This is a genomic window from Actinocrinis sp., from assembly GCF_035650855.1.
Lineage (GTDB): Bacteria > Actinomycetota > Actinomycetes > Streptomycetales > Catenulisporaceae > Actinocrinis.
On sequence record NZ_DASRGV010000223.1, the window covers coordinates 1 to 22536 of the forward strand.

Here is a 22536-nt window from a genome sequence, read left to right on the forward strand (position 1 = left end):
CGGATCGGCCCCGGCCCGCGCGCGCAGGCCGCCGGCTACGCTCGCGGTCGTGCGGTCCCAGTCCAGGTACAGCTCGCGGGAGCTGGGATCGAGGAAGAGCTGCCGTAGCAGGTTCCGGCCGGGGGTGAAGTTCGAGGTCAAGGCGCCGGCCAGGGCATTCACTGCGAGCAGGTCCATGTATTTGTTGGTCACGAACGCGGGCAGCGGAAGCTGGCCGAGCAGCTGCGCGATCCCGGCCGGCACCCGCTCCGCCCGCGGACGCGCTCGGCGGCGCGGAGCGGGCCGGGCCAGCCGGTGCAGGTGGGCGGTCGCCTCGGCGTCCAGTTGCAGCGCCTCGGCGAGCGCGTCGAGGACCTGGGCCGAAGGATGCTGATCGCGCCCCTGCTCCAGCCGCAGGTAGTAGTCCGTGCTGATTCCGGCGAGCAGCGCGAGCTCCTCGCGGCGCAGCCCCGGTACCCGCCTGCGATCGCCCGCGACCAGGCCCACGTCCTCGGGACGAACCTGGTCCCGGCGGGCGCGCAGGTAGTCGCCCAGAGCGTTCGGCCTGTTCCCTTGGCTCTGCGCGGCGCCCAGCCTGTCCTTGTCCATGGTTCGAGCTTAAGCGCGGGGCACGCGACGTGACTGGTCCTGCCACTCCCAGGATGCGCGGGACATACCCAGCGCGCGCGAGTCCGCTCAAGACTTGAGAGTGGATACCGAACCGACACCGAAACCGGAGAGCCGGAACCGATGACTGAGAACACCCTCGGCGGCACCTTCAAGATCGCCGACGATTTTGCGATCCACCGGATGGGCTACGGCGCGATGCAGCTGGCCGGGCCGCACGTCTTCGGCCCGCCGAAGGACCGCGACGAGGCGATCGCGGTCCTGCGCGAGGCCGTGGACCGGGGCATCGACCACATCGACACCGCCGACTTCTACGGCCCCTTCGTCGTCAACGAGCTGATCAAGGAAGCGCTGTACCCCTACCCCGAGCACCTGCACATCGTGACGAAGGTCGGCGCCCGGCGCGGTGACGACGGATCGTGGATCTTCCGGCGCGAGCCGGAGGACCTCAAGCTCCAGGTGCACGAGAACCTGCGCCGCCTCGGCCTCGACCACCTCGACGTGGTCAACTTCCGGGTCGGAACCGCGGAGGGGACGGGCCACGAGCCGCGGTTCGCCGAGAAGTTCGGCGCGCTGGCCGAGCTGCGGCAGCAGGGCTTGATCCGGCACCTGGGCGTCAGCAGCGTCAGCGACGAGCAGCTCACCGAGGCGCAGGCGATCGCGCCGGTGGTCACGGTGCAGAACCTCTACAACGTGGCCCGCCGCGAGGACGACGCGTTGGTCGACCGGTGCGCGGCCGAGGGCATCGCCTACGCGGCCTTCTTTCCGCTCGGCGGCTTCACCCCGCTGCAGTCGAGCACCCTCGGCGAAGTCGCCGCCCGCCTCGGCACCACGCCGCACAACGTCGCCCTCGCCTGGCTGCTGCACCGTTCGCCGACCATGGTCCTCATCCCGGGCACCTCCTCCCGTAGCCACCTGCGCGAGAACATCGCCGCCGCCGACCTCGTGCTTCCGGACGACGCGCTGGCTGAATTGAACGCGATCGGCGCCTGAGCCCCGCGCTGTCCCGTCGAACGGGACAGACGCGTGTTGCCGCCGCAGGTTCGGGACCTGCGGCGGCAACATGTTTTGAACTATCGGATCGTGCCGGTCAGCCCAGCGCGGCGGGGGCCACGGTGATCTGGTCGATGTCCGGTGCGTAGGCGCTCGGATTGGCGAAGGTGATGCTGTTCGATCCGGCGTTGAGCTGGACCGTCACGTCGAGGGTCCAGAACTGGCTCCACGAGTAGGTGTTGCGGAAGTGCGCCGTCACGTTCGTGCCGGCCGAGGTGGTGATGACGGCGGCGCGGTCGATCAGGTTCTCGTTGTAGTTGCCTGAGTTGGTGCTGTCGTCGTTGGCGTAGGTGACGGCGACCCGGTAGCTGCCGGAGGTCGGCGCGTTGATCCCGTTGAACGTCAGCGTGTTGGCTGAGCCGTTGCCGATGTAGCCCACGTACTTACCGCCCGACGCGTAGGCGTTGCTCGTGACCACTGCTGTGCCGCCGAGCGTGTTGCCGGACGCTTCGGCCTGGTAGGTGACCGCGGAGGCCGCGTCGGCGGTGTCCGGGGTTACGTCGAGACGGTCGATCCTTGCGCTGGCCGCGCCGGTCGCGGTGTATGCGACATCGTTGATTCCCGCGTGCAGGAAGACCCGGTTCGAGGTCTGATTCCAGCAGACGCACGACGTCGGACTGGTCGCGACGTTCTCCAAGGTCGCGCCGTCGAGAGCGAGCTGGAAACCGTTCGAGGTCGCCGCGGCGCTGGTGGCGTAGCGCAGGCCGAGCGTGTAGTAGCCGTCCGCATCGGCCTCCACCGCGAAGGTGGTGGTCGAGGATGCGGGCGCGGTCACGTAGCCGGTGCCGGTGTAGCCGGTCTGCGCGGAGTCGGTGCTCGCGCCACCGGACAGGTCGGCGGTCTCGGCTTCGTAGCGCGTGGCCGAACCGGTGACTCCCGGGATCGCGTTCGGCGTGTAGGTCAGGTCGATGCGGTCGAGGGTGACCTGACCGGTCGCGGTGCCGAATGAGGGGTCTGAAACGCCGTACGTCAGCGTGTGCGTGCCGGCGGTCAGGGTGACGTACTGGTCGAGGTGCGAGCGGAACACCCAGTTGAGTGTGGCTGGGTAGTTCAGGTAGGACCAGGACCCCGAGTCGATGCGGAAGATTTCTTGTGCGGGCAGGGCTGTTTGGTTGCCGTAGAAGGTGCTGAGCAGATACCGGCCGGTGCTCGGCACGTTGACGGTGAACACCACGCGGCTGTCGGACTGGCTGATCGAGCCGACGTCCTGGCCGCCGGAGGTGGCGTGGCCGTAGTAGTTCGAGACGGAACCCTGGCTGTAGACCGTCGCGTCGGTGAGTGCGGCGTTTTCCGCCTCATAGCGGCCCGACCATGCGGTGTCGGTCGCGACCGTGCCGGATGCTGCTGTGGCCGGGGTCACGACGACCTGGTACGCGGCCATCGGATCGGTCGTGGCGACCGGGACGGTGACTGAGCCGCCGGAGACCGTGTAATCGCCCTCTGCGATGCTCTTCGGGGTGTAGGCGGCGCCGTCGTACCCGGTCCAGGTCGTGGATTGGATGGAGACGTGCACCTTGCTGCCGAACGTGCTCGACGGGACGTTGGTCAGCACCAGGTTCGAGGCCGCCGAGGTGCCGCCGAGCAGGATGCGCGCCTGCTTCTTGCCGGTGTCCAGGGCGGCGACGCCTTGCAGCGTGTCCACGGTGTTCGGGCTGGGCGGTGTGACGGCGACGGTGTTTCCGGTCAGCTGGCCGTACCAGTCGTACAGCCACCAGGAGCCGTCCGGCTTGTCGGCCTCCACCGCGTTGTCCGAGTAGTTCTCGGCGATGTCCCAGAACGCCTGGTCCGCGTCGACCTTGGCGTTCTCGAACATGGAGATCCACTGCACCAGCTGGCCCGGGTCGGAAAGGTCGCGCTGGTCGGCGTATTCGTCGATGTTCACCGGGATGTTGCCGAGGCCGAGCGAGGACTCGATGGAGTGCAGCGAGGCCAGGTTGTTCGGGAAGTTCGAGATCGACGACGGCGCGAGCTCGTGCCAGGTGATGACGTCGGGCAGCACGCCGTTCGCCTTGGCGTAGCCCAGGAAGCCGGAGAAGATGCTCGCGTCGTAGACCGCGGTGTTGGGTCCGGCGATGACCGCGCTCGGGTCGTCCGCCTTGATCCGGTGGTAGATCGTGGCCCAGTCGGACTCGAACTTGGACAGGTTGGAGCTGAGCGGGCTGTACCAGTTGCCGTCCGGTTCGTTGAAGGGCACGTACACGTAGTGGCTGTGGTACGGGCTCGCCTTCAGCGAGGCGGCGACTGTGTCGATCACGGATTCGTAGTCCGCGAGGCCATTGTTCTGATAGGGCCATTGCGAGTAGTAGTCCTGAACGTAGACCAGGATCTGCGATCCGCCGGCGGCGACGAACTCTCCGGCGACCTTGTCGGCGTCGCCGCCGGGATGCTGCGCTCCGTTCGGCGGCTTCTGCGCGATGGTGCGCACGTGCAGCGGCGCGAGCAGCGGAAGGCCGGGCACACCGTCCTGTGCCAGACCGTAGAGCGCGCCGGATGCACCGTGGTACACGGGTCCTGTGCTGGAGCCGAGGTTCACGGTGATCTGTTGCGTGGCGGCGTGCGCCGGGGCGGTGGTCGTGACGAGAGCGGTTCCTATCAGGGCCGCGCTCATGAGGGATCCGGTGGTTTTGCGCATGGGTAGGTGGAACATCGTTGTCCCTTCGGGGGCCTTACTTACTTGACTGCGCCGCTGGTGATGCCGGCGATGATGCGACGCTGCGCGATGACGAAGACCGCGACCATCGGCAGCGACATGAGGGCCACGTAGGCGAAGATCAGGTGCCAGTTGTTCAGGTAGAGCGCCGCGCTGGCGACCTGGTACAGGTTCAGCGGCAGGGTCGCGTCCGCGCCGCCGCCGAGCACGAAGAACGCGTAGAACACGTCCGACCAGGCGAACAGCATGACCATGATGGTCGCGGTGGCGATCACCGGGCGCAGCAGCGGCAGGACGATACGGGTGAACACCTTCCACGAGCCGGCGCCGTCGATGCGGGCCGCCTCTTCCAGTTCGTACGGCAGCGTTCTGATGAAGCCGGTCATGAAGAAGATCGCCGTGGACAGGTACATCCCGGTGTACACCGCGATCATCCCGGGCCTGGTGTTGGCCAGGCCGAGCTGCCGCAGCTCCATCACGATCGTGATGACCGCGGGCGGCAGCAGCAGACCACTGATGCTCAGCGCGTACGCCGCCGAGACCAGCCGGCCGGAGCGGCGGGCGAACACCCACGCCGCGCCCGCGCCGAGCAGCAGCACCAGGACCACGGACGGGACCACCACCAGCACGCTGTTGACGAAGCCGCGCAGCATCTGGCCCTGGTCGAAGGTGTCGCGGTAGTTGGTCGCGGGCTGCCAGTGCCGCGGCAGCGCGAGATTCGGCTTGATCGCCTCGCCCTGCGGCTTGGCCGAGGTGACCAGCACCAGCCACAGCGGCACGCCGATGAACACCAGCGCCATCGCCACGACGAGGGCCGGTCGCAGGGTTCGATAGCTCAGGGTTCGATAACTCAGCACTCTCACAGCAGCACCCGCTCCCTGCGCCGCATCCCGAGGATCACCGGGATCGCGATCACGACCACCACGGCGAAGAGCACCAGGCTCATCGCGGAGGCCTGCGCGTACAGCCCCTCGCCGAAGATGCGGAACATGTAGATGTTGAACACCTGCGTCGAGTCGGCCGGGCCGCCCTTCGTGGTGGCCTGCACGATGTCGAAGGTGTTCATCGACCCGATCAGGGCCGTGGTCACGTTGAAGGTCAGCGCCGGCGCCAGCATCGGGAACCGGATCGACCAGAACGCGCGCCACGCCCCGGCGCCGTCGAGCGCCGCCGCCTCGGTCACGTCGCCCGGAATCGACTTGAGCCCGGCCAGGTACACCAGCATCGCCAGGCCCATCCACTTCCAGCCGTGGATGACGGTCAGCAGCACCAGCGTCCACGTGGTCGAACCGAGCCAGGCGATGTCCACGTGCGTGCCGGTCAGGTCGGAAAGCAGGGCATTGACAGCTCCGTCCTGGTTGAGCAGCGCCTGGAACACGTAGCCGACCGCGAGCGCGGACAGCAGCACCGGCAGGAAGAACACCGCGCGGAAGAACCGGTTGAACCGGGTGTCCTTCTCCAGCAGCAGCGCCAGGATCAGCCCGAAGCCGTTCTGGAAGACCGCCACGCCCACCGCGTATTCCAGCGTGGTGCGCAGCGCGAGCTGCAGTGAGCCGTCGTGGGCGATGGTGCGGAAGTTCGACAGGCCCGCGAAGGAGATCGAGGAGTGGAACGCGGACCAGTTGGTGAACGGGTAGAAGAAGTTGAGCACGTTCGGGACGAGGAAGAAGGCTGCGAAGACGGCGAGCGCGGGCAGCGCGAACCACCACGGGTGCTGCACCCGCCGCTTCGCGCTGCCGCCGCGCGGTCCGGTGAACGGCCGCCCACCGCGTCGGCGCAGCCGGGACGCCCCAGTGGACGCCCCGGTTTCCCGCCCCGACGCCGCATTGCGCGCGGCGTCAAGTACGGACGTGTCGCGCATGTCAGAACCCAGCCACGCCGCGCGCCTTGAGCACCTGGGTGAACTGGTCCTCGCAGGCCTGCGCCACCTGCTGCGGGGTCTTGGTGCCGTAGATCATGTCGGCCAGGGCCAGGTGCATGTCCGGCGCCGTCAGGGCCTTGACCTGGAACACGCCGGTCGCCGTCGGCAGCGCCTGGGCCTGTGCGATCGCGGTCTGCGGCAGGCCGTCCGGGTTCGGCACCGAGGGCTCCACCGAGACGATCTTCTGCGCGTCGATGTAGTCCTTGTAGTCGGTGGTCAGCCAGAAGTCGATGAACTGCCTGGCCGCGTTCTCCTTCGCCGAGTCGCCGGTGTTGAACGCGACCACGCCGTTGGTCTGGTCGGGGGAGTACTCGGCCTGCGCGGCGGAGTTGGCCACCGGGAACCAGCCGATCGCCTGGTCCATCTGCGCGGTCGAGTAAGAGGCCTGGATCTCCGACTGGAGCGAGGTGACGTTCACCGCCATCGCCGCGGTGCCCTTCATGATCGCGGTTCCCTGGTCCACGAAGGTGCCGGTCTTGTAGTCGGCCTGGGCCAGTCCGCCGTCGAGGACCTGGGTCTTGTACTTCGTGATAGCGCTAACAATCGCGGGATCGGTCCAGGAGTCCTTGTTCGCGTTGAGCGCGCTCCAGAACGAGGCGGGCAGGTCCGTCATCTGCAGCTGGACCTGCCACTGCAGCGGCCACTTGTCCCCGCCGACCTCGAAGAACGGCGCGACGCCCGCGTCCTTCTGCTTGATCAGCTTCGCGTCGGCCAGCAGCTCGTCATAGCTCTTGGGCATGCTGGTGATGGCCGCCCGCGCGAAATCGGCCTTGTTGTAGTACACGCCGAGCACCGCCGGCGAGGTGACGACCGCGGCGTAGCGGTGCCCGTCCACCTGGCCGAGGGACTGCTCGGTGGAGCCGAGCTGCTTGATCCACGGCTCGTTGTCGAGGCTGAGCAGGTTCTGCGCGGGGTTGATGAACGGCAGCGTGGACTGGGTCGGCTGCCAGAAGGCCAGATCCGGCTTCTCGCCCGAGGCCAGCTTGGTCGGGAAGTTCGATTCGTACGGGTCCGGGACGACCACGGTGTTCACGGTCGCGCCGGTCGCCTTCTCGAAGGCCGATATCACCTGCTTCGGCTCGCCGACGCTGTTCTGCGCGGTCCAGAAGGTGAGCGTCACGCCCTTGAGCGAGGCGGTCGGGTTGAGCGAGCCGGAGGCGGCCGGGGCGGACGAGCCGCCGCTGCTCGGGTTGGAGCAGGCGGCCGCGCCGAGGGCGAGGGCGCAGCCGAGCGCCGCGCCGGTCAGAATCTTCTTCATCGAAGTCTGCTTTCCGTCGGATGAGGGTGAGGGTGGATGCGGCTGGCTATGCGTGGTGGAAGGAGCCCGCGCTCTCGCGCACGATGAGCTCGGGGCGGCCGACCGCGTGCGGCACGATCGGGGCGGTGCCCTCGATCTCGCCGTGCAGCAGGGTGAAGCAGGCTCGGCCGAGCTCGACGAAGTCCATGCGCACGGTGGTGAGCGCCGGGGTGTAGAAGGCTGATTGCGGGGCGTTGTCGAACCCGACGACGCTCACGCTCTCCGGGATGCTGCGTCCGGCCTCGTGCATCGCGCGGATCACGCCGAGCGCGAGGTCGTCGTTGCCGCACAGGATCGCGCTCACCCCGGGGTCGCGGGCGAGGGTGCGGCCGGCCTGATAGCCGGCCAGCGCGTCCCAGCCGGCGCCCACAGGTTCGGGCGCCGTCACGCCGGCCGCCGCGAGAGCCGCGCGCCATCCGGCGGTGCGGCGGCTGGTGTGCGTAGTGGACGGGATGGCGACGTAATGCACCGTCGGGTGGCCGAGTTCGAGCAGATAGCGGGTCGCGGATCGCGCCGCCTCGCCGTCGTCGATCCACACCCACGGCTGTCCGGCTTGCGGCGGAGCCTGCGGGGTCTCCACCGCGGCGGCCACCGGCACTCCGTCCGGAACCGCTTGCAGCGCAAGGGTTCCGGCGTGGTCGAACGCGATCACGATGACGGAGCCGCTGGAGTCGGCGGCCCGGTCGACGGCGGCCCGCACGTGCTCGTCGTCGGAGGATTCCAGAACGCTGATGCCGACGGAGAACGCCGCGGCGCGCGCGGCCTCCTCGACGCCCTGCAGCGTGGCCGCGTAGCCGTACAGGGTCGTGTTCGAGGTGACCACGGTCAGCGACCGGTTCTCCCCGCTGGCCAGCGCACGCGCCGCAGAGTTCGGCCGGAAGCCCAGCTCGGCGATCGCGGCCTGCACCCGGTCCCGGGTCGAGTCGCGCACGTATGAGTTGCCGTTGATCACGCGCGAGACCGTCTGGTACGAGACCCCTGCGGCCTTCGCCACGTCACGGATGCTCACCGCGCGAGTGCGCTGGCGGGAAGGGCCGCCAGCCGCTTCCGCCGGGGTGGTCTCGGTCGGCGGGGGGCTTGTGTGACCGGTCACAGACATGCCAGGATTGTGAACGGTCACATATTCCCTGTCAAGACCTGCCGACCGAGTGCGCGAGGCTGTGCCATCCTGTGCACGGCGCGCTCGGCGCGCGGGTTCCGACGCGGCGCAGCGAGGAGCTAACCGTGCCCCAAGCCCCAGCCAGCCCGGCGAAAATCCAGGTCAGCAGCTTCACCTGGGGTGACGCGGACCTCCGGCTGCAGTTCCGGGTCGGCTCAGACGGCGTCGTGCGCCTCGCCGCGCTCGGCTCCGCGGCGGACCTCGCCACCATCGCTGACGAGGCGTGCACCGACATCGACGGCGACCTCACCGGTCCGCTCTTCCTGCCTTTAGTCGAGGTGCTGGTGACCGGATCTGGACGCAACCGTTCCGGCGAGCGCAGCATTCACACCGCCGCCGGATCGCGGCTGCTGTACCAGGGGCATGAGGAGAGCCGGGATGGCGTCTGGTCGCAGTTGCGCGTAGACCTGGCGGATCCGGACAGCGGCTTGGCGGCGCAGATCCTCCTGCGGTCGCCGGACGGTGTCGGCGCAGTGCAGTCGACGGTCCGCATCGCCAACCGCGGCGTGCGGCGCCTCGTGCTCGAATCGGTGACCTCGTTCGTCATCTCCGGACTGGTCAACGAGGCGACGGAAGCGGATGAGGCGGGGGAGGGGCACGACCACCTGGCCGGCCTCGACGTGCTCTGGGCCGACAACGACTGGCTGGCCGAAGGGCGCTGGCAGCGCGTCTCCCTGCGCGAGGCGTTGGTGGACGTCGACCGGGCGCGGCACTATCAGGACCCGCGCAGCAGCTTCCAACGCACCAGCCAGGGGAGCTGGTCCACGGGACGCCACCTGCCGATGGGCGCCCTCGTCGCGCGCGGCGGAGGCAGGGTACTGGCATGGCAGGTCGAGAGCAGCGCCGGCTGGCGCTGGGAGATCGGGGAGCACAGCAGCACGGCCTACCTGGCGCTGCTCGGCCCCACGGACTGCGACCATCAGTGGCGGCAGGTGCTCGAACCGGGGGACGAGTTCACCACCGTGCCTGCCGCGGTCGCCTTCGGCGCGGCCCCGTTCGGGTCCGATGACGACGCCCTCGCCGCCGCTATCAGCGAGCTGACGAACTACCGCCGCGCGCTGCGCCGCCCGCACCCGGAACAAGCCACACTGCCGGTCATCTTCAACGACTACATGAACACCCTGATGGGCGACCCGACCGCGGACAAACTCGCGCCGCTCATCGACGCGGCGGCCGGCGTCGGCGCCGAGGTCTTCGTCATCGACGCCGGCTGGTACGACGACGACGCGGCCGGGTGGTGGGACAGCGTCGGCGAGTGGCAGGAGTCGAGGTCGCGCTTCCCGGACGGCATGGCCAAGACGACCGACCGCATCCGGGCCGCGGGCATGGTGCCGGGGCTCTGGCTCGAACCGGAGGTCGTCGGGCTGCGCAGCCCGGTCGCGGCGCGGCTGCCCGAGGCGGCGTTCTTCCAGCGCGACGGCATCCGCGTGGTCGAGCACGGCCGCTACCAGCTGGACCTGCGCCACCCGGCCGCGGTGCGGCACCTGGACCAGGTCGTGGACCGGCTCGTCGCGGACTACGGCGTCGGCTACTTCAAGCTCGACTACAACATCAACCCCGGTCCCGGCACCGATCTCGGCGGCAGCGCGGGCTCCGGCCTGCTGGGACATCAGCGTGCTTACCTGGCCTGGCTCGACGCGGTGCTCGACCGGCATCCCGGGCTCATCCTGGAGAACTGCTCCTCCGGCGGCATGCGCACCGACTACGCGCTGCTCGCCAGGCTCCAGCTCCAGTCCACCAGCGACCAGCAGGACCCGTTGCGCTACCCGCCGATCGCGGCCGCCGCGCCCGCCGCGATGCTGCCGGAGCAGGCCGCCGTCTGGGCGTATCCGCAGCCCGGCTACGACGCGGACCTGAACGCCTTCACGCTCGCCAGCGCGCTGCTCGGCCGGGTCCACCTTTCCGGCTACCTGAACCGGATGAGCGCCGAACAGCGCGCGCTGGTGGCCGAGGCGGTCGCCGTCTACAAGCTGATCCGCGCCGACATCCCGCGCTCGGTCCCCTTCTGGCCGCTCGGGCTGCCCGGCTGGACCGGCCCGTGGGTCGCCCTCGGCCAGCGAGCACCGTTCGCGACGTACCTGACCGCCTGGCGCCGGATCGGCGAGTCAGACAGCGAACAAACCCTCGGCGTACCGCACCTGCGCGGCCACGACGTGACCCCGCGCACGCTCTTCCCCGCGGCGACGGCTACGGACGCCGACCTGTCCTGGGATCCGGATCGCGGCGAACTCACCGTGCGCCTGCCGCGCCCCGGCACCGCGCGTCTCATATCCCTGACACACCGCGACCTCGGCTGCGCCGACGCCGGCTGAACCCGCGCACGCGCGCGGGTTCGGGCTAGACGACCTCGCCTGAGGAGAGGTCCCGGGCGTCGAAATGCGTCACGACCGGGGGCGCAGCGAAGAACTCGCCGACGGCGCCGCGCCACTGCGGGAACAGCTCCGAGCCGCGGAACTCGACCGTGTGCGCTTCGAGCGACTGCCAGCCGACCAGCAGCAGGTAGACGCCTGGGTCCTCCACCTGGCGGATCAGCCGGCTCCAGCGGTAGCCGGGGGACTTGGCGATGGCCTGCTCGCCGCGGCGGAACGCCTGCTCGAACTCGGCCTCGCGTCCCGGGGTGATGGTGAGCTGGGCGTGTTCGACGACGGGACGCTGTTCGGCGGTCATGGTTCGCTCCAGGGGCGCGGCGGCGGGCTGGCTGTCCGAGGGCGAGGTTAACGTAGCCTCGGGACTGGAAGGGACGGGGTCGATCATGGCGCAAGCGATCCGGATCGTGCCGGCGAACGAGGCCTCGTGGGAGGACGTGCAGGCCGTCTTCGGGCGCCGCGGCGAGCCGGCCCGCTGCCAGTGCCAGTGGTTCCGCACTCCGGCCGCCGAGTGGCCGGCGCTGGCGCGCGAGGAGCGCGAGTGGCGGCACCGCGAGCAGGTCGGGTGCGACCCCGGCTCCGACCCCGACCCCGGCCCCGGCGAGACCAGCGGCTTGATCGCCTACCTCGATAGCGAGCCGGCCGGCTGGTGCGCGGTGGCGCCGCGGGTGGACTACCCGCACCTGCGCACGCAGAAGGTGCCGTGGGCCGGCCGCGCCGAGGACAAGGACGACACCGGCGTGTGGGCCGTGACCTGCTTCGTCACGCGGACCGGCTTCCGGCGCCGCGGGGTCAGCCGCGCGCTCGCCGCGGCCTCGGTCGGCTTCGCCCGCGAGCGTGGCGCCCGGGCGCTCGAGGCCTATCCGATGCTCGTCAAACCGGGGTACGAGATGACCTGGGGCGAGCTTTACGTCGGTGACCGCAACAGCTTCGTCGCGGCCGGGTTCACCGAGGTGAGCCGACCGACGGTCCGGCGCGTCGTGATGCGCGTGGAGTTCTGAGCCCGGCGCCGGTCCGAAACCCGGCGCCGGTTTTCGGGTTTTCCCGGTTTCCAGGGCCGCGGCCTGCCGGGCCGGCTCTGATCGTCGCGATGCCGGTCATCCTCGTGTACGTTGCGATCAGCGCCCCGCCGATCCCGGGCGCCGCAAGGAGCCGTCAAACCGGATGAACGTCCCCAGCCTGGTGGCCGCGATCGACATCGGCGGCACGAAGATCGCCGGTGCCCTCGTCGACGCGGCGGGCGCCATATCAAGGCACGTCGTCGCGGACACCCGCGCGACCCGGTCGGCCGACGAGGTGATGGCCGCCGTCGCGCAGGTCGTCGGCTCGATCTCGGCGGGGCCCGGATGGGAGCGGGTGGCGGCGGTCGGCATCGGCAGTGCCGGCCCGGTGGACATCAGCCGCGGCAGCGTCTCGCCGGTCAACATCCCGGGCTGGCGTGACTTCCCGCTGGTCGAGCGGGTGCGCGGGCTTCCGGCCGTCGGCGGGCGGCCGGTGGTGCTCGGCGGCGACGGCGTGGCGCTGGCCGCCGCAGAACACTGGCTCGGTGCCGCGCAGCCTTATGCCAACGCGCTGTGTATGACGGTGTCGACCGGAGTCGGCGGCGGCCTGATCCTCGGCGGCGAGGTATATCCGGGCCCGACCGGAAACGCGGGACACATCGGCCACCTGAGCGTTGCTGTGGACGGCGACGCGTGTCCGTGTGGTGGCCGTGGCTGCGTGGAGACGATGGCCAGCGGCCCGGCGATCGCGCGCCGGGCGATCAGCGAAGGCTGGCAGCCGCCGCAGGGCGACCGCTCCGCCAAGGCGGCGGCCGAAGCGGCCCGCGCAGGGGACCGCGCGGCGCTGGCCGCGTTCGACCGGGCCGCCCGCGCGCTCGCGGCCGGCGTCGCGGCCACCGCGGCGCTCGTGGAGATCGACGCCGTCGTCGTCGGCGGCGGTGTCGCCAAGGCCGGAGAGCTGCTCCTCGACCCGCTGCGGCGGCACCTGAAGGAGTATGCCGCGCTCCCGTTCACCAGCGCACTGGTCGTCGTGCCGGCGCAGCAGGGCACTGATGCCGGACTGATCGGCGCGGCGCATCTGGCCCGCGCGGCGCTCGGCGATCCGGTGGCATAGCCGCGGCGCGACCTTCTACGAGTTCTGCTTTTGGGTGGGGAAGCCGCCGTACGGCGCGGCCTTCTGGAGGTACGCGACGCCCTTCTTCATGGACTCGGCCGGCGGGTGCGAGAGATACGACTGCCACTTCGGCGCGGGGTTGTGCCGCATCCGCGTGTAGCAGGCGAGTGCGTATCCGAACATGCGCTGATCCAGGTAGCCGAGGCGCCGGACCGAGAAGCCGGAGACGTTCGGCTGCGCGGTGCGCGCGGCGTTGGCGTTGAAGATGCCGAGGCCGAAGAAGACCGTGACCAGGTCGGTGAGCGCTTCCATGTCCGCTCGCCCGGGCTCGATTCGGTCCTCGCCGTTCAGCCTCGCGTGCCCGAGTTCGTGCGCGATGATCGCGGTCATCCGCAACTGGTCCGCGGATGCGTCGCGGTCGAGGGTGATGACGCGGGCGCCGTTTTCGTCCTGCTCGAAGACGCCGGCCGCGAAGCTCTCGCTGTGCACCACGTACTTGAACATCTCGGGATCACGGGACGGCTTGCCCACCAGCCGCACCGTGATCCGGTCAGGCAACAGACCCATCATCGGGCAGACGGTCCGTACCAGAGCCTTGATGTCGTCGTCCGTGCCGTTGTAAGGCAGCGGGAAGAACTCACGCGTGGGCAGCACGGTAGGCCGCTGCACCGGGTCGTAGCCGAACTGCGTGGTGAACCAGAGCATGGATTCCTCGATCCACGTCTGCTCCTGCTCGCTGACCGGGCATCCGTCCGAGCGCGCAGCGGCCGCCCGCCACGCGGCGCGCACCTCGCTCACCGCCTCGCGAACCGTCGCCGGCTGCGGCCTCGACCGCGCCTCGGCGGCGACTTCGTGCAGCAGCGGCCGCGTGGCTGCCACGCACCAGGCCAGGATCCACAAAGCGGCGATCGAACCGAAGACGACCACTGTCATGCTGTCGTGCATCAGCAGCAGGGCCACGGTCGGTATCGCGAGGATCAGCCCGTTGCGCCTGGCGTGGCGCAGACGCCCGCGCGGCCCGTGGTCGCGGGCACCGAGGGAGAGCTGCACGACGCCGAGGCCCGCCACCAGAAGAAGCGCCGCGATGACGCATACGACGTTGAAATCGCCGACCGGGCTCCCGGTCGAGTCGCCGCTGAATCCGTCGCCGTGGGCACTTATGACGGCGCCTCGCCACACGACGACCGAGATGGCCGTGCCGGGTTTTGGCGCGGGGCTGGTGAAACCGGCCATCTGGCCGCTCACCGTGCCGCCGGGCACGAGGCCGTCGCCGCGTAGGATCAGCGTGGTTGTGGCTTCGCCGCCGCGCGAGCCAGCCGTCTGATACGCCCGCACCACGGTATCCGTCCCGACGGTGCGGCATTCGGCGTTCGGCGATGTGCCGGCCGAGCACATCCGACCTGACTGGTAAGCATCGGCCGGCCCCGCCGCGACCCACGCCCAAGCGAAGAAGATCACTGATCCGGCGAGCAGCAGCCACGCGCACAGGAAGCCCGCCACCGACGCCCGAAGTTCGCGCTGCCCGACGCGCAGCTTGCGCCCGGACCCCGCCGTCGCGCCGCTACCCGGCCTCGCCCGTTCCCTCGTGGCGTTCGCTGATCCCACCGCGCCTGGTGCCCCCACCCCGACCCGCCCCCTCGGCCGAACCGCAGCAACTTCAGTTCAGCGTAGCGAAGCATGACCTCGCAGGACACGGGCATACGGGCGGGAAGTTCCGGTGCCCGTGGAGGGTGAGGCCCGTGGGTGGTTGGATCGCACGACTGCTGGCCGCGGTGGACCGCTTCCAGCAGCGGCACGCCGTGCTGGCGTTCCCGCTCGCCGTCTGGCGCAAGTTCGGCGACGACCAGGCCGGGAACCTGGCCGCGCTGATCGCCTACTACGCCTTCGTCTCGGTCTTCCCGATGCTGCTGGTGCTGGTGACCGTGCTCGGCTTCGTGCTCGCGGGCAATCAGCAGCTGCAGCAGGACGTGCTCAACTCGGCGCTCACCGAGTTCCCGGTCATCGGCCCGCAGCTGCGCGACAACATCCACTCCCTCGGGACCGGCGGCGGCGAGCTGAGCATCGGCCTGGTCGGCACCTTCCTCGGCGCGCGCGGCGTCGCCTCCGCGGTGCAGAACGCGATGAACCAGGTCTGGGCGGTGCCGCGCAGGGCCCGGCCCGGCTTCCCGATCTCATGGGTGCGCAGCTTCGCGCTGATCGGCGTGATCGGCCTCGGCGTGCTGGTGACGACCGCGCTGTCCGGCATCAGCGCCTGGGGCGGCCACGAGTTCGGCCCGTGGAGCCGGGTCGGCATCGTCGCGCTCTCCCTCGCCTTGAACATCGGGCTGTTCTGGCTCGGACTGCGGGTGGCCACGGCCGCGCAGATCACCTGGCGTGAGCTGCGGCTCGGCGCGATCATCTCGGCGATCATCTGGCAAACGCTGCAGTACCTCGGCGGGTACTTCGTAACGCACGAACTGCGGCACTCCTCCTCGCTCTACGGCATCTTCGGGCTGGTGCTCGGCCTGCTCGCGTGGCTCTACCTCCAGGCGCAGCTGACCATCTACGCGGCGGAGATCGACGTCGTGCGCACGCGCCGGCTGTGGCCGCGCAGCCTCTTCCCGCCGCCGCTGACCGACAAGGACCGGGCCGCGTATCGGGCTTACGCGCAGGCCGAGCAGCGGCTGCCGGAGATCCACATCGAGACCCGCTTCGGTGCCCCGGACGCGAATGCGCGATCCGACGCCAAGTCCTGCTTCGACGCCGAGTGCGCGGACCCCGGCGATGCCGAGGGCTCGGCGAAGAGCGACGGGCAGGTCAAACAGAGCGCCGGACCGGCTGAGACCCGCCCCGACTAACTGAACCGGGTCACCAGCCTGCGGTAAATTCCCGGGGAGGCTCCGCGGATACGGCGCGGTAGACCGGCCCAGCGCGGGATGCATACCTCGTCGCGGCAGGAGGGGGCGTGCGTGACGCGGCTGACTCAGTATCAGATCCGGCTGACCACTTGGTCCGCGAGTGATGGCCCAATCAAACCAATCACTCACTGTTCACGCGCGGATGATGCGTTGTAACATATCGCTGACCTGCGAAGATGCTCGCGGCTCCGTGGTATGTACCAGCCTGCGGTCCCATGCGTCCATTACCGGCCGGCACTAGCGTGGCGCCATGTGCACGGCCAATTCCCAGCCGAGCTGCCAGAGCGACGAGTCCCGCGTGGCCTCGCCCTACGCGAAGAAGCGCGCCGAAACGATGGTCTTGTTCCGGCGTCTCAAGGAGCTGTCTCCAGAGGACCCGGAAAGGGAACGGCTGCGCACGGAACTGATCGAGGATCACATGCGGTACGCGCGGCACATCGCGCTGCGCTACGGAGGTCACGGCGAGCTGTCCGAGGACTTCGTGCAGGTGGCGTACCTGGCGCTGGTCAAGGCTGTAGACAACTTCGACCCGGAGCGCGGCACCGGTTTCCTGGGCTACGCGACCCCGGTCATCCTCGGCGAGATCAAGAAGTACTTCCGCGACGCCACCTGGGACGTACACGTACCGCGCGCCATGCAGGAACTGACGCAGTCGGTGCGCGCCGCGGCGGATCAGTTCACCCGCGAACGCAGCCGCTCGCCGAAGGTCGCGGAACTGGCCGAGCGGCTCGGCGTGACCTCGGAGCTGGTCGCCGAGGCGCTGGTCGCGGCCGGGGTGTACAGCGTCGCCTCGCTCGACCGGCCGACCCGCAGCGAGTCGGCCGACGCCACGCTCGGCGACTTCGTCGGGGCTGAGGACCCGAGGCTCGACTCGGTGATCGACCGCACCGCCGTCAAACCCTTGATCGCCGCGCTCGACGATCGCGACCGGGAGATCCTGAAGATGCGCTACTTCCAGGACATGACCCAGCGCGAGATCGGGGCGCGGCTCGGCTACTCCCAAATGCACGTCTCGCGGTTGCTGGCGGCGATATTCGCCCGGCTGCGCGGCGCGCTGAGCTGATCCGCGGTTCGGCTTAAGCGGTCCGGCCAAAGGAGTCGGCGGAGCCGGGGCGGCGGCGATGACCGGCCCCGGAAGCACCGGACCGATCACCGCCGGAGACTCACCAGGTCACCGGTTGCTCTTCGTCGAGCTGATGTCGCCGAGCGCCGACTCGGGATCGCGCTCGATGGCCAGATCGCCGAGCGAGACGATGCCGACCGCCCGGCCGTTCTCCAGCACCGGCACCCGGCGCACCGAGTGTTCGCGCATCATCCGCGCGGCCCGGTCCACCTCGTCGTCGGGGGAGACGCTGACCAGTTCGGGGCTGCACGCCTCCTTGACGCTGTGCCGGTCCGGGTCGCCGCCTTCGCACAGCACCCGCACGACCAGGTCGCGGTCGGTGACCAGGCCGCGGACCTCGTCGCCCTCGGTGACCAGGACGGCGCCGATGTCCTCGTCGCGCATCCGACGCGCGACCTCCGCCACCGAAGTGCCGGGATCGACGCTCACGGGTGCGCTGGTCATGATCTCCCGCACCTGCTGGGCCATGAGACCTCCTCTTGCTGATTCGCCGCCGGGACGCGTGGCGGCCCTGGGGCCGCAGGCCGTCTGACGCCTGCTCGCCGTCCGTGCTACCCGCCCGGCCGTGAACTGCACGCTCGCCGCGCCAGATTTGCCCCGTTCGGCCATGGAACCGGCCTTGACCTGCCCCGATCACCGGCAATGCCCCCTTAGGCCCAGTTTGCCGTCCGCCGCCGCGGGTAGCGCCGGGCACCCGCAAAAGCTGGAGGGCGTGTGGATACCCAGGGCGTGTTCGGCCGCGTCTTCGGCATGGAGTCGTGGATCGCCATCGGCGTCTTCGTCGTGGTCAGCGGGGTGGTGGCGTTCACCTCCTACTGGTTCAGGGCCCGGCCGGGCCGGGAGCCGTCCAGGCGCTCGAAGGCGAACAAGGTGGAGCTCGGGTACGCCGCCGCGCTGCTCGGCTTCGCGATCTTCCTCGCCGTCGACACCGCCGGGGCCAACGGCCAGGAGCAGCAGCCGGTGGCCGCCGCGAGCGCGCCGCTCAAGGTCAACGTCCTGGCCCTGCAGTGGAGCTGGCAGTTCAGCTATCCCGAGCAGCACATCACGGTGCCGCCCACCCAGATCGGCGGCCGCCCGGTCTTCGTGGTGCCGACGGGACGCGACATCGACATCGCGCTCACCTCGAAGGACGTGGTGCACGAGTTCTGGATCCCGGACCTGAAATACAAGATCGAGGCCTTCCCCAACCACGTCAACGACTTCTCCCTGCACGTGGCCAAGCCCGGCGAGTGGATCGGCCGGTGCGCGGTGTACTGCGGCCAGTTCCACTACCAGATGGAGTTCCTGCTCGAGGCCGTCACCCCGCAGCAGTTCGCGGCGTGGAGCAGCGCGCATCAGGGTACTGTCGTATGAGGGCCGGGTCCGTCCGGTGAGCCTGGTCGAGACCCGCCCGGGGCCCACCGCCGCGCACGGCGGCCTCACCGGCTGGCTGAGCAGCACCGACCACAAGCGCATCGGCCTGCTGACCGTCGGCACCGCGCTGGTGATCTTCTTCCTGATGGGGCTGCTCGCGCTGACCATGCGCTCACAGCTGGCGCAGCCGGACCAGAGCATCGTCTCCTCCTCCCTCTACGACCAGCTGTTCACCATCCACGGCTCCGGGATGATCTACCTGGCGATCACCCCGTTCGCGCTCGGCTTCGGCGTGTACCTGGTGCCGTTGCAGGTCGGCGCCCCGACGATCGCGGCCCCGCGGCTGACCGCCTTCGGCTACTGGCTCTACGTGGTCGGCGCGGTGGTGATGTTCTCCGGATTCGGCGCCGCGGGCGGCGCCGCGTCGGACGGCTGGTCGGCATACGTGCCCTTATCCAGCAGCGAGTTCAGCCCGGGCGTCGGCATGGACGTGTGGATCGTCGGGGTCTACATGTCCACGGTCGGGATGATGGCGCAGGGCGGCACGGTGCTGTGGACCGCGCTGGCCAAACGCGGCCAGGGCATGACGCTGCGGCGGATGCCGGTCTTCACCTGGTCGATGGTGGCCGCCTGTCTCATGGTGCTGACCGCGTTCCCGGACCTGCTGCTCGCGCTCAGCGAGCTCGTGGTCGGGCGGATCGATCCCGCGGTGTTCCACTCCAACACCTGGGTGATCGGGTACCAGCACCTGTTCTGGTTCTACGGCCACCCCGTGGTCTACGTGATGTTCTTCCCCTTCGTCGGGGCGGTCGCCGAGGTGGTGGCGACCTTCTCGCGGCGGCGGCTGTTCGGCTACGAGGGCGTGGTGCTCTCGCTGCTGCTGTTCGCGGCGCTGTCGATGAGCGTGTGGGGGCACCACATGTTCACCACCGGCCAGATCGTCAACGACTACTACTCGCTCACCTCCTTCCTGCTGATCGTGCCGGCCGGGCTCGAGTACTTCGCGATCATCGGCACCCTGATCGGCGGGCGGCTGGTGTTCAAGACCCCGCTGCTGTTCGCCCTCGCCTTCCTGGTCCAGTTCCTGATCGGCGGCCTGACCGGGATCATGGTCGGCACGCCGGTGATCGACTATCAGGTGCACGACAGCTACTTCCTCATCGCGCACTTCCACTACACGCTGTTCGGCGGCAGCGTGGCCGGCCTGTTCGCAGGGTTCTACTACTGGTTTCCGAAGGCCACCGGCGTCACGCTCGGCGAGCGGCTCGGCTTCTGGCACTGGCTGCTCTACGTGGTCGGCACGAACGCCACCTTCCTGCCGATGTTCTGGCTCGGCTACGAGGGCATGCCGCGACGCGTATCCACCTACCGCGCCGCGGACGGCTTCACCACGGCGAACCTGATCTCCAGCATCGGCGCCGGGATCCTGGCGATCGCGATGTGGCTGTTCCTGATGAACGTGATCTTCTCGCTGCGGGCCAAGAAGCGCGCCGGATCCGATCCGTGGCAGGGCCAGACCCTGGAATGGGCGACCACCTCGCCGCCGCCGCGCTACAACTTCGCCGGCCCGCTGCCGCCGGTGACCGGCTACGCCCCGCTGTTCGACGCCCGGCACCAGGCGGTGCGGGAGTCCGACGGCGCGGTGCACAACGACGGCGCGGTGCTTAAAAGCGGCGCAGTGCACTCCACCGATTCGGTCGGCTCGGAAGCGGAATCCTGAGAGGGGCGCGACATGGCCAAACGCGTCAAAGCCGAATCCCCGCCGCGGTCCACCGCCGCCCGCCTGGCCGACGCCGCCGACCAGCGGCTCGGCATCGCCAAGGCCAAGTCGCTGATCCGCAAGGCGTTTCCGGACCACTGGTCCTTCCTGCTCGGCGAGATGGCCCTCTACAGCTTCGTCATCCTGGTCATCACCGGCGTCTGGCTGACCATGTTCTTCCGGCCCAGCGAGAGCGAGGCCGTTTATCACGGCTCGTATGCCGCGCTGGACGGCCTGCGGATGTCCGAGGCGTACGAGTCGACCCTCAACATCAGCTTCGACATCCGCGGCGGCCTGCTGATCCGGCAGATCCACCACTGGGCCGCGCTGCTCTTCGTCGCCTCCATCTGCATCCACATGCTGCGGATCTTCTTCACCGGGGCGTTCCGCAAGCCGCGCGAGATCAACTGGCTCATCGGGGTCACCCTGTTCATCCTCGCGATCGCCGAGGGCTTCGCGGGCTACTCGCTGCCCGACGACCTGCTTTCCGGCACCGGGCTGCGCACCTTCGAGGGCATCGTGCTCTCGATCCCGATCGTCGGGACCTACCTGTCCTTCTTCATCTTCGGCGGCCAGTTCCCCGGCACCATCTTCATCACCCGGCTGTTCACCGCGCACATCCTGCTGATCCCCGGCCTGCTCATCGGCCTGATCAGCGTCCACCTGCTGCTGATCTTCTACCAGAAGCACACGCAGTACCCGGCCCCCGGCCATCGGAACATGAACGTGGTCGGCCGCCCGATGATCCCGACCTACGCCGCGAAGAGCGCCGGCCTGTTCGCCGCGACCTTCGGCCTGCTCTCCTGCTTCGCCGCGTTCGTGCAGATCAATCCGATCTGGCTGTACGGGCCCTACGATCCCTCGCAGGCCACCTACGGGTCGCAGCCGGACTGGTACCTCGGCTTCCTGGAGGGCTCGCTGCGGCTGATGCCCAACTGGACGACCAACTTCCTCGGGCACACGGTCGTCTGGAACGTGTTCCTCCCGGCGGCGCCGCGGGCATCACCTTCTACGTGGTGCTCACGTTCGCCGGCGCCGACGACATCCACACGATGATCTTCCGGCTCTCGATCATTCATCTGGTGTGGGCGCTGCGGATCGCGGTGTGGGGGCTGCCGATCCTCGTGTTCTTCCTCACCCGGCGCGTCTGCCTGGAACTGCAGCGCTCCGACTGGCGCGACGTGTTGTTCGGCCGGGATGTCGGCGTGGTGGAGCAGCTGCCGGACGGCAGCTATCGCGCCCCGCTCGAACAGCTCGACGCCGGCGAGCGCTACAAGGTCACCTCGCACGACGACGGGCCGGTCAATCCGCCGACACCCGGCGACTTGAAGCCCCGGCACTGGGTGCTGTGGACCGTGCGCCGCTCGCTGGTGGTCTGGGACCGCAATCACCGGGTGCGCAAGCCGACGCCGATGGAGTACGACGTCGCCCACCGCGGCCTCTGGGGCTACCAGCGCCGACACGCCGCCAAAGCCGGCCGGGCCGCCGGTTCAGCCGCTCACGAGCGACGCGAGGAGCTGCAGAAGTGAGTCCGGCGCGGCGCTCTTGAAGCTGTTCGGCCACTCGATGCGCTGACAACCGTCGAGTTCCAGGAGCGTGCCGGGTCCGTCCACGAGGGCGAAGCGGGTCGCCTTGGCCGTGCAGGCGGGTGCCGGGGTTTCGGTGCCGCTCGCGTCATCGAGTGCCTTGACGAGAGCGGCCTGCTGCGCGGCGGTGAGCTTGGCGCCGCGGGTGAATGAGCCGACCGCGATGTCGTCATTGGCCGAGGGCGGCTGGATGGCGTACACGCACACAGCCGTCGGCGGCGGGCTCATCGGCTTACGTACCTTGCTCCACGGCTCGGGCGTGCCCGGAACCGGATGTTCGAACAGGTACTTGAATGCGGAAGAGCAGCCCGTGTCGATTTCGGCCTGCGTGCGTGTCTGATGTAGCCGCTGCTCGGTCTCAGTGCGCCAGGGAAGAGCATCGATCGCCTTCGTGACCTGCTGCAACGGGAATCCGCACACCTCATGCGGTAACAGGGGACTGACTATGTCGCCCTTCGCGTCGACCAGCGCGAAAGGCGTCATCGCCATACCCATCGCCGGGCAAGCGATCAGCGCACCTGGAGCGGCCGTCTGGGAGGGAAGCCTAAGTGCCGCGACGAGTCCCGCCATCCCGGAATCAGCCCGTTGCGCGTCGGCGAACTGCCACTCGCCGTCTCCCGGCACCGTGCGGATCGGGGATTCGCAGCGTAT

Annotated in this window: 20 protein-coding genes; 10 read left to right on the forward strand and 10 right to left on the reverse strand. The window is 69.4% G+C overall.

Going from position 1 to position 22536, the window contains the following annotated elements; translation table 11 throughout:
• Nucleotides 1–588 (reverse strand): helix-turn-helix transcriptional regulator (locus VFB40_RS16225; protein WP_324851545.1); only part of this gene is annotated, 588 nt, incomplete at its 3' end.
• A 141-nt stretch (nucleotides 589–729) separates the two neighbouring features.
• On the opposite strand from VFB40_RS16225, the gene VFB40_RS16230 reads away from it, so the two are divergent.
• Nucleotides 730–1599, forward strand: a complete 870-nt coding sequence (locus VFB40_RS16230; protein ID WP_324851546.1) for an oxidoreductase — start codon at nucleotides 730–732, stop codon at nucleotides 1597–1599.
• A 97-nt stretch (nucleotides 1600–1696) separates the two neighbouring features.
• Here VFB40_RS16230 and VFB40_RS16235 read toward each other — a convergent pair whose 3' ends face one another.
• The 5 genes from VFB40_RS16235 to VFB40_RS16255 all read right to left on the reverse strand — a co-directional run bounded on the left by VFB40_RS16235 (nucleotide 1697) and on the right by VFB40_RS16255 (nucleotide 8647).
• On the reverse strand, nucleotides 1697–4267 hold the full coding sequence (locus VFB40_RS16235; RefSeq protein WP_324851547.1) for a CBM35 domain-containing protein: 2571 nt from the start codon (nucleotides 4265–4267) through the stop codon (nucleotides 1697–1699).
• A gap of 62 nt (nucleotides 4268–4329) precedes the next feature.
• Nucleotides 4330–5109 carry a carbohydrate ABC transporter permease gene (locus VFB40_RS16240; RefSeq protein ID WP_349261506.1) on the reverse strand — a complete coding sequence of 260 codons (780 nt, stop codon included), beginning with the start codon at nucleotides 5107–5109 and terminating at the stop codon, nucleotides 4330–4332.
• A gap of 59 nt (nucleotides 5110–5168) precedes the next feature.
• Nucleotides 5169–6170: a carbohydrate ABC transporter permease gene (locus tag VFB40_RS16245; RefSeq protein WP_324851549.1), complete on the reverse strand. Its 1002-nt coding sequence runs from the start codon at nucleotides 6168–6170 to the stop codon at nucleotides 5169–5171.
• Nucleotide 6171: 1 nt separating this feature from the next.
• Entirely contained in the window at nucleotides 6172–7488 is a 1317-nt protein-coding gene (locus VFB40_RS16250) for an extracellular solute-binding protein (RefSeq protein ID WP_324851550.1), read from the reverse strand.
• Nucleotides 7489–7534: 46 nt separating this feature from the next.
• Nucleotides 7535–8647: a LacI family DNA-binding transcriptional regulator gene (locus VFB40_RS16255; protein WP_349261505.1), complete on the reverse strand. Its 1113-nt coding sequence runs from the start codon at nucleotides 8645–8647 to the stop codon at nucleotides 7535–7537.
• Nucleotides 8648–8751: 104 nt separating this feature from the next.
• On the opposite strand from VFB40_RS16255, the gene VFB40_RS16260 reads away from it, so the two are divergent.
• Nucleotides 8752–10998, forward strand: a complete 2247-nt coding sequence (locus VFB40_RS16260) for a glycoside hydrolase family 36 protein (RefSeq protein ID WP_324851552.1) — start codon at nucleotides 8752–8754, stop codon at nucleotides 10996–10998.
• Nucleotides 10999–11023: 25 nt separating this feature from the next.
• Here the strand turns inward: VFB40_RS16260 and VFB40_RS16265 are convergent, their stop codons facing one another.
• Entirely contained in the window at nucleotides 11024–11353 is a 330-nt protein-coding gene (locus VFB40_RS16265) for an antibiotic biosynthesis monooxygenase family protein (protein ID WP_324851553.1), read from the reverse strand.
• 85 nt (nucleotides 11354–11438) lie between these two features.
• On the opposite strand from VFB40_RS16265, the gene VFB40_RS16270 reads away from it, so the two are divergent.
• Nucleotides 11439–12053, forward strand: coding sequence for a GNAT family N-acetyltransferase (locus VFB40_RS16270; protein ID WP_324851554.1), 615 nt, complete (start codon nucleotides 11439–11441; stop codon nucleotides 12051–12053).
• A gap of 163 nt (nucleotides 12054–12216) precedes the next feature.
• On the forward strand, nucleotides 12217–13167 hold the full coding sequence (locus VFB40_RS16275; RefSeq protein WP_324851555.1) for an ROK family protein: 951 nt from the start codon (nucleotides 12217–12219) through the stop codon (nucleotides 13165–13167).
• Between the two features lie 15 nt (nucleotides 13168–13182).
• Here the strand turns inward: VFB40_RS16275 and VFB40_RS16280 are convergent, their stop codons facing one another.
• The gene (locus VFB40_RS16280; protein WP_324851556.1) at nucleotides 13183–14772 is read right to left on the reverse strand and encodes a hypothetical protein; all 1590 of its coding nucleotides are present in this window, start codon (nucleotides 14770–14772) and stop codon (nucleotides 13183–13185) included.
• A gap of 134 nt (nucleotides 14773–14906) precedes the next feature.
• On the opposite strand from VFB40_RS16280, the gene VFB40_RS16285 reads away from it, so the two are divergent.
• Together VFB40_RS16285 and VFB40_RS16290 are read left to right on the forward strand one after the other, a co-directional pair.
• Nucleotides 14907–16004, forward strand: a complete 1098-nt coding sequence (locus tag VFB40_RS16285; RefSeq protein WP_324851557.1) for a YihY/virulence factor BrkB family protein — start codon at nucleotides 14907–14909, stop codon at nucleotides 16002–16004.
• A gap of 310 nt (nucleotides 16005–16314) precedes the next feature.
• Nucleotides 16315–17127 (forward strand): SigB/SigF/SigG family RNA polymerase sigma factor, encoded by an 813-nt coding sequence (locus VFB40_RS16290; RefSeq protein ID WP_324851558.1) that lies wholly within the window; start codon nucleotides 16315–16317, stop codon nucleotides 17125–17127.
• Nucleotides 17128–17235: 108 nt separating this feature from the next.
• On the opposite strand, the gene VFB40_RS16295 is transcribed toward VFB40_RS16290, so the two are convergent.
• Entirely contained in the window at nucleotides 17236–17655 is a 420-nt protein-coding gene (locus tag VFB40_RS16295) for a CBS domain-containing protein (protein WP_324851559.1), read from the reverse strand.
• A gap of 246 nt (nucleotides 17656–17901) precedes the next feature.
• Between VFB40_RS16295 and VFB40_RS16300 the strand changes: the two genes are divergently transcribed.
• Genes VFB40_RS16300 through VFB40_RS16315 form a run of 4 tightly spaced genes read left to right on the forward strand, consistent with a single transcriptional unit; the run spans nucleotide 17902 to nucleotide 21828 of the window.
• Nucleotides 17902–18540 (forward strand): cytochrome c oxidase subunit II, encoded by a 639-nt coding sequence (locus VFB40_RS16300; protein WP_324851560.1) that lies wholly within the window; start codon nucleotides 17902–17904, stop codon nucleotides 18538–18540.
• A gap of 16 nt (nucleotides 18541–18556) precedes the next feature.
• Nucleotides 18557–20260 (forward strand): cytochrome c oxidase subunit I, encoded by a 1704-nt coding sequence (locus tag VFB40_RS16305; RefSeq protein WP_324851561.1) that lies wholly within the window; start codon nucleotides 18557–18559, stop codon nucleotides 20258–20260.
• Nucleotides 20261–20272: 12 nt separating this feature from the next.
• Nucleotides 20273–21355 (forward strand): cytochrome bc1 complex cytochrome b subunit, encoded by a 1083-nt coding sequence (gene qcrB, locus VFB40_RS16310; protein WP_324851562.1) that lies wholly within the window; start codon nucleotides 20273–20275, stop codon nucleotides 21353–21355.
• Entirely contained in the window at nucleotides 21313–21828 is a 516-nt protein-coding gene (locus VFB40_RS16315) for a hypothetical protein (protein ID WP_324851563.1), read from the forward strand. The genes qcrB and VFB40_RS16315 overlap by 43 nt, the downstream gene beginning before the upstream one ends.
• Here VFB40_RS16315 and VFB40_RS16320 read toward each other — a convergent pair.
• Complete coding sequence (locus VFB40_RS16320; RefSeq protein ID WP_324851564.1) at nucleotides 21790–22455, reverse strand: hypothetical protein; 666 nt, start codon at nucleotides 22453–22455, stop codon at nucleotides 21790–21792. The two genes, VFB40_RS16315 and VFB40_RS16320, sit on opposite strands and share 39 nt — an antisense overlap.
• Between the last annotated feature and the right edge of the window lie 81 nt (nucleotides 22456–22536).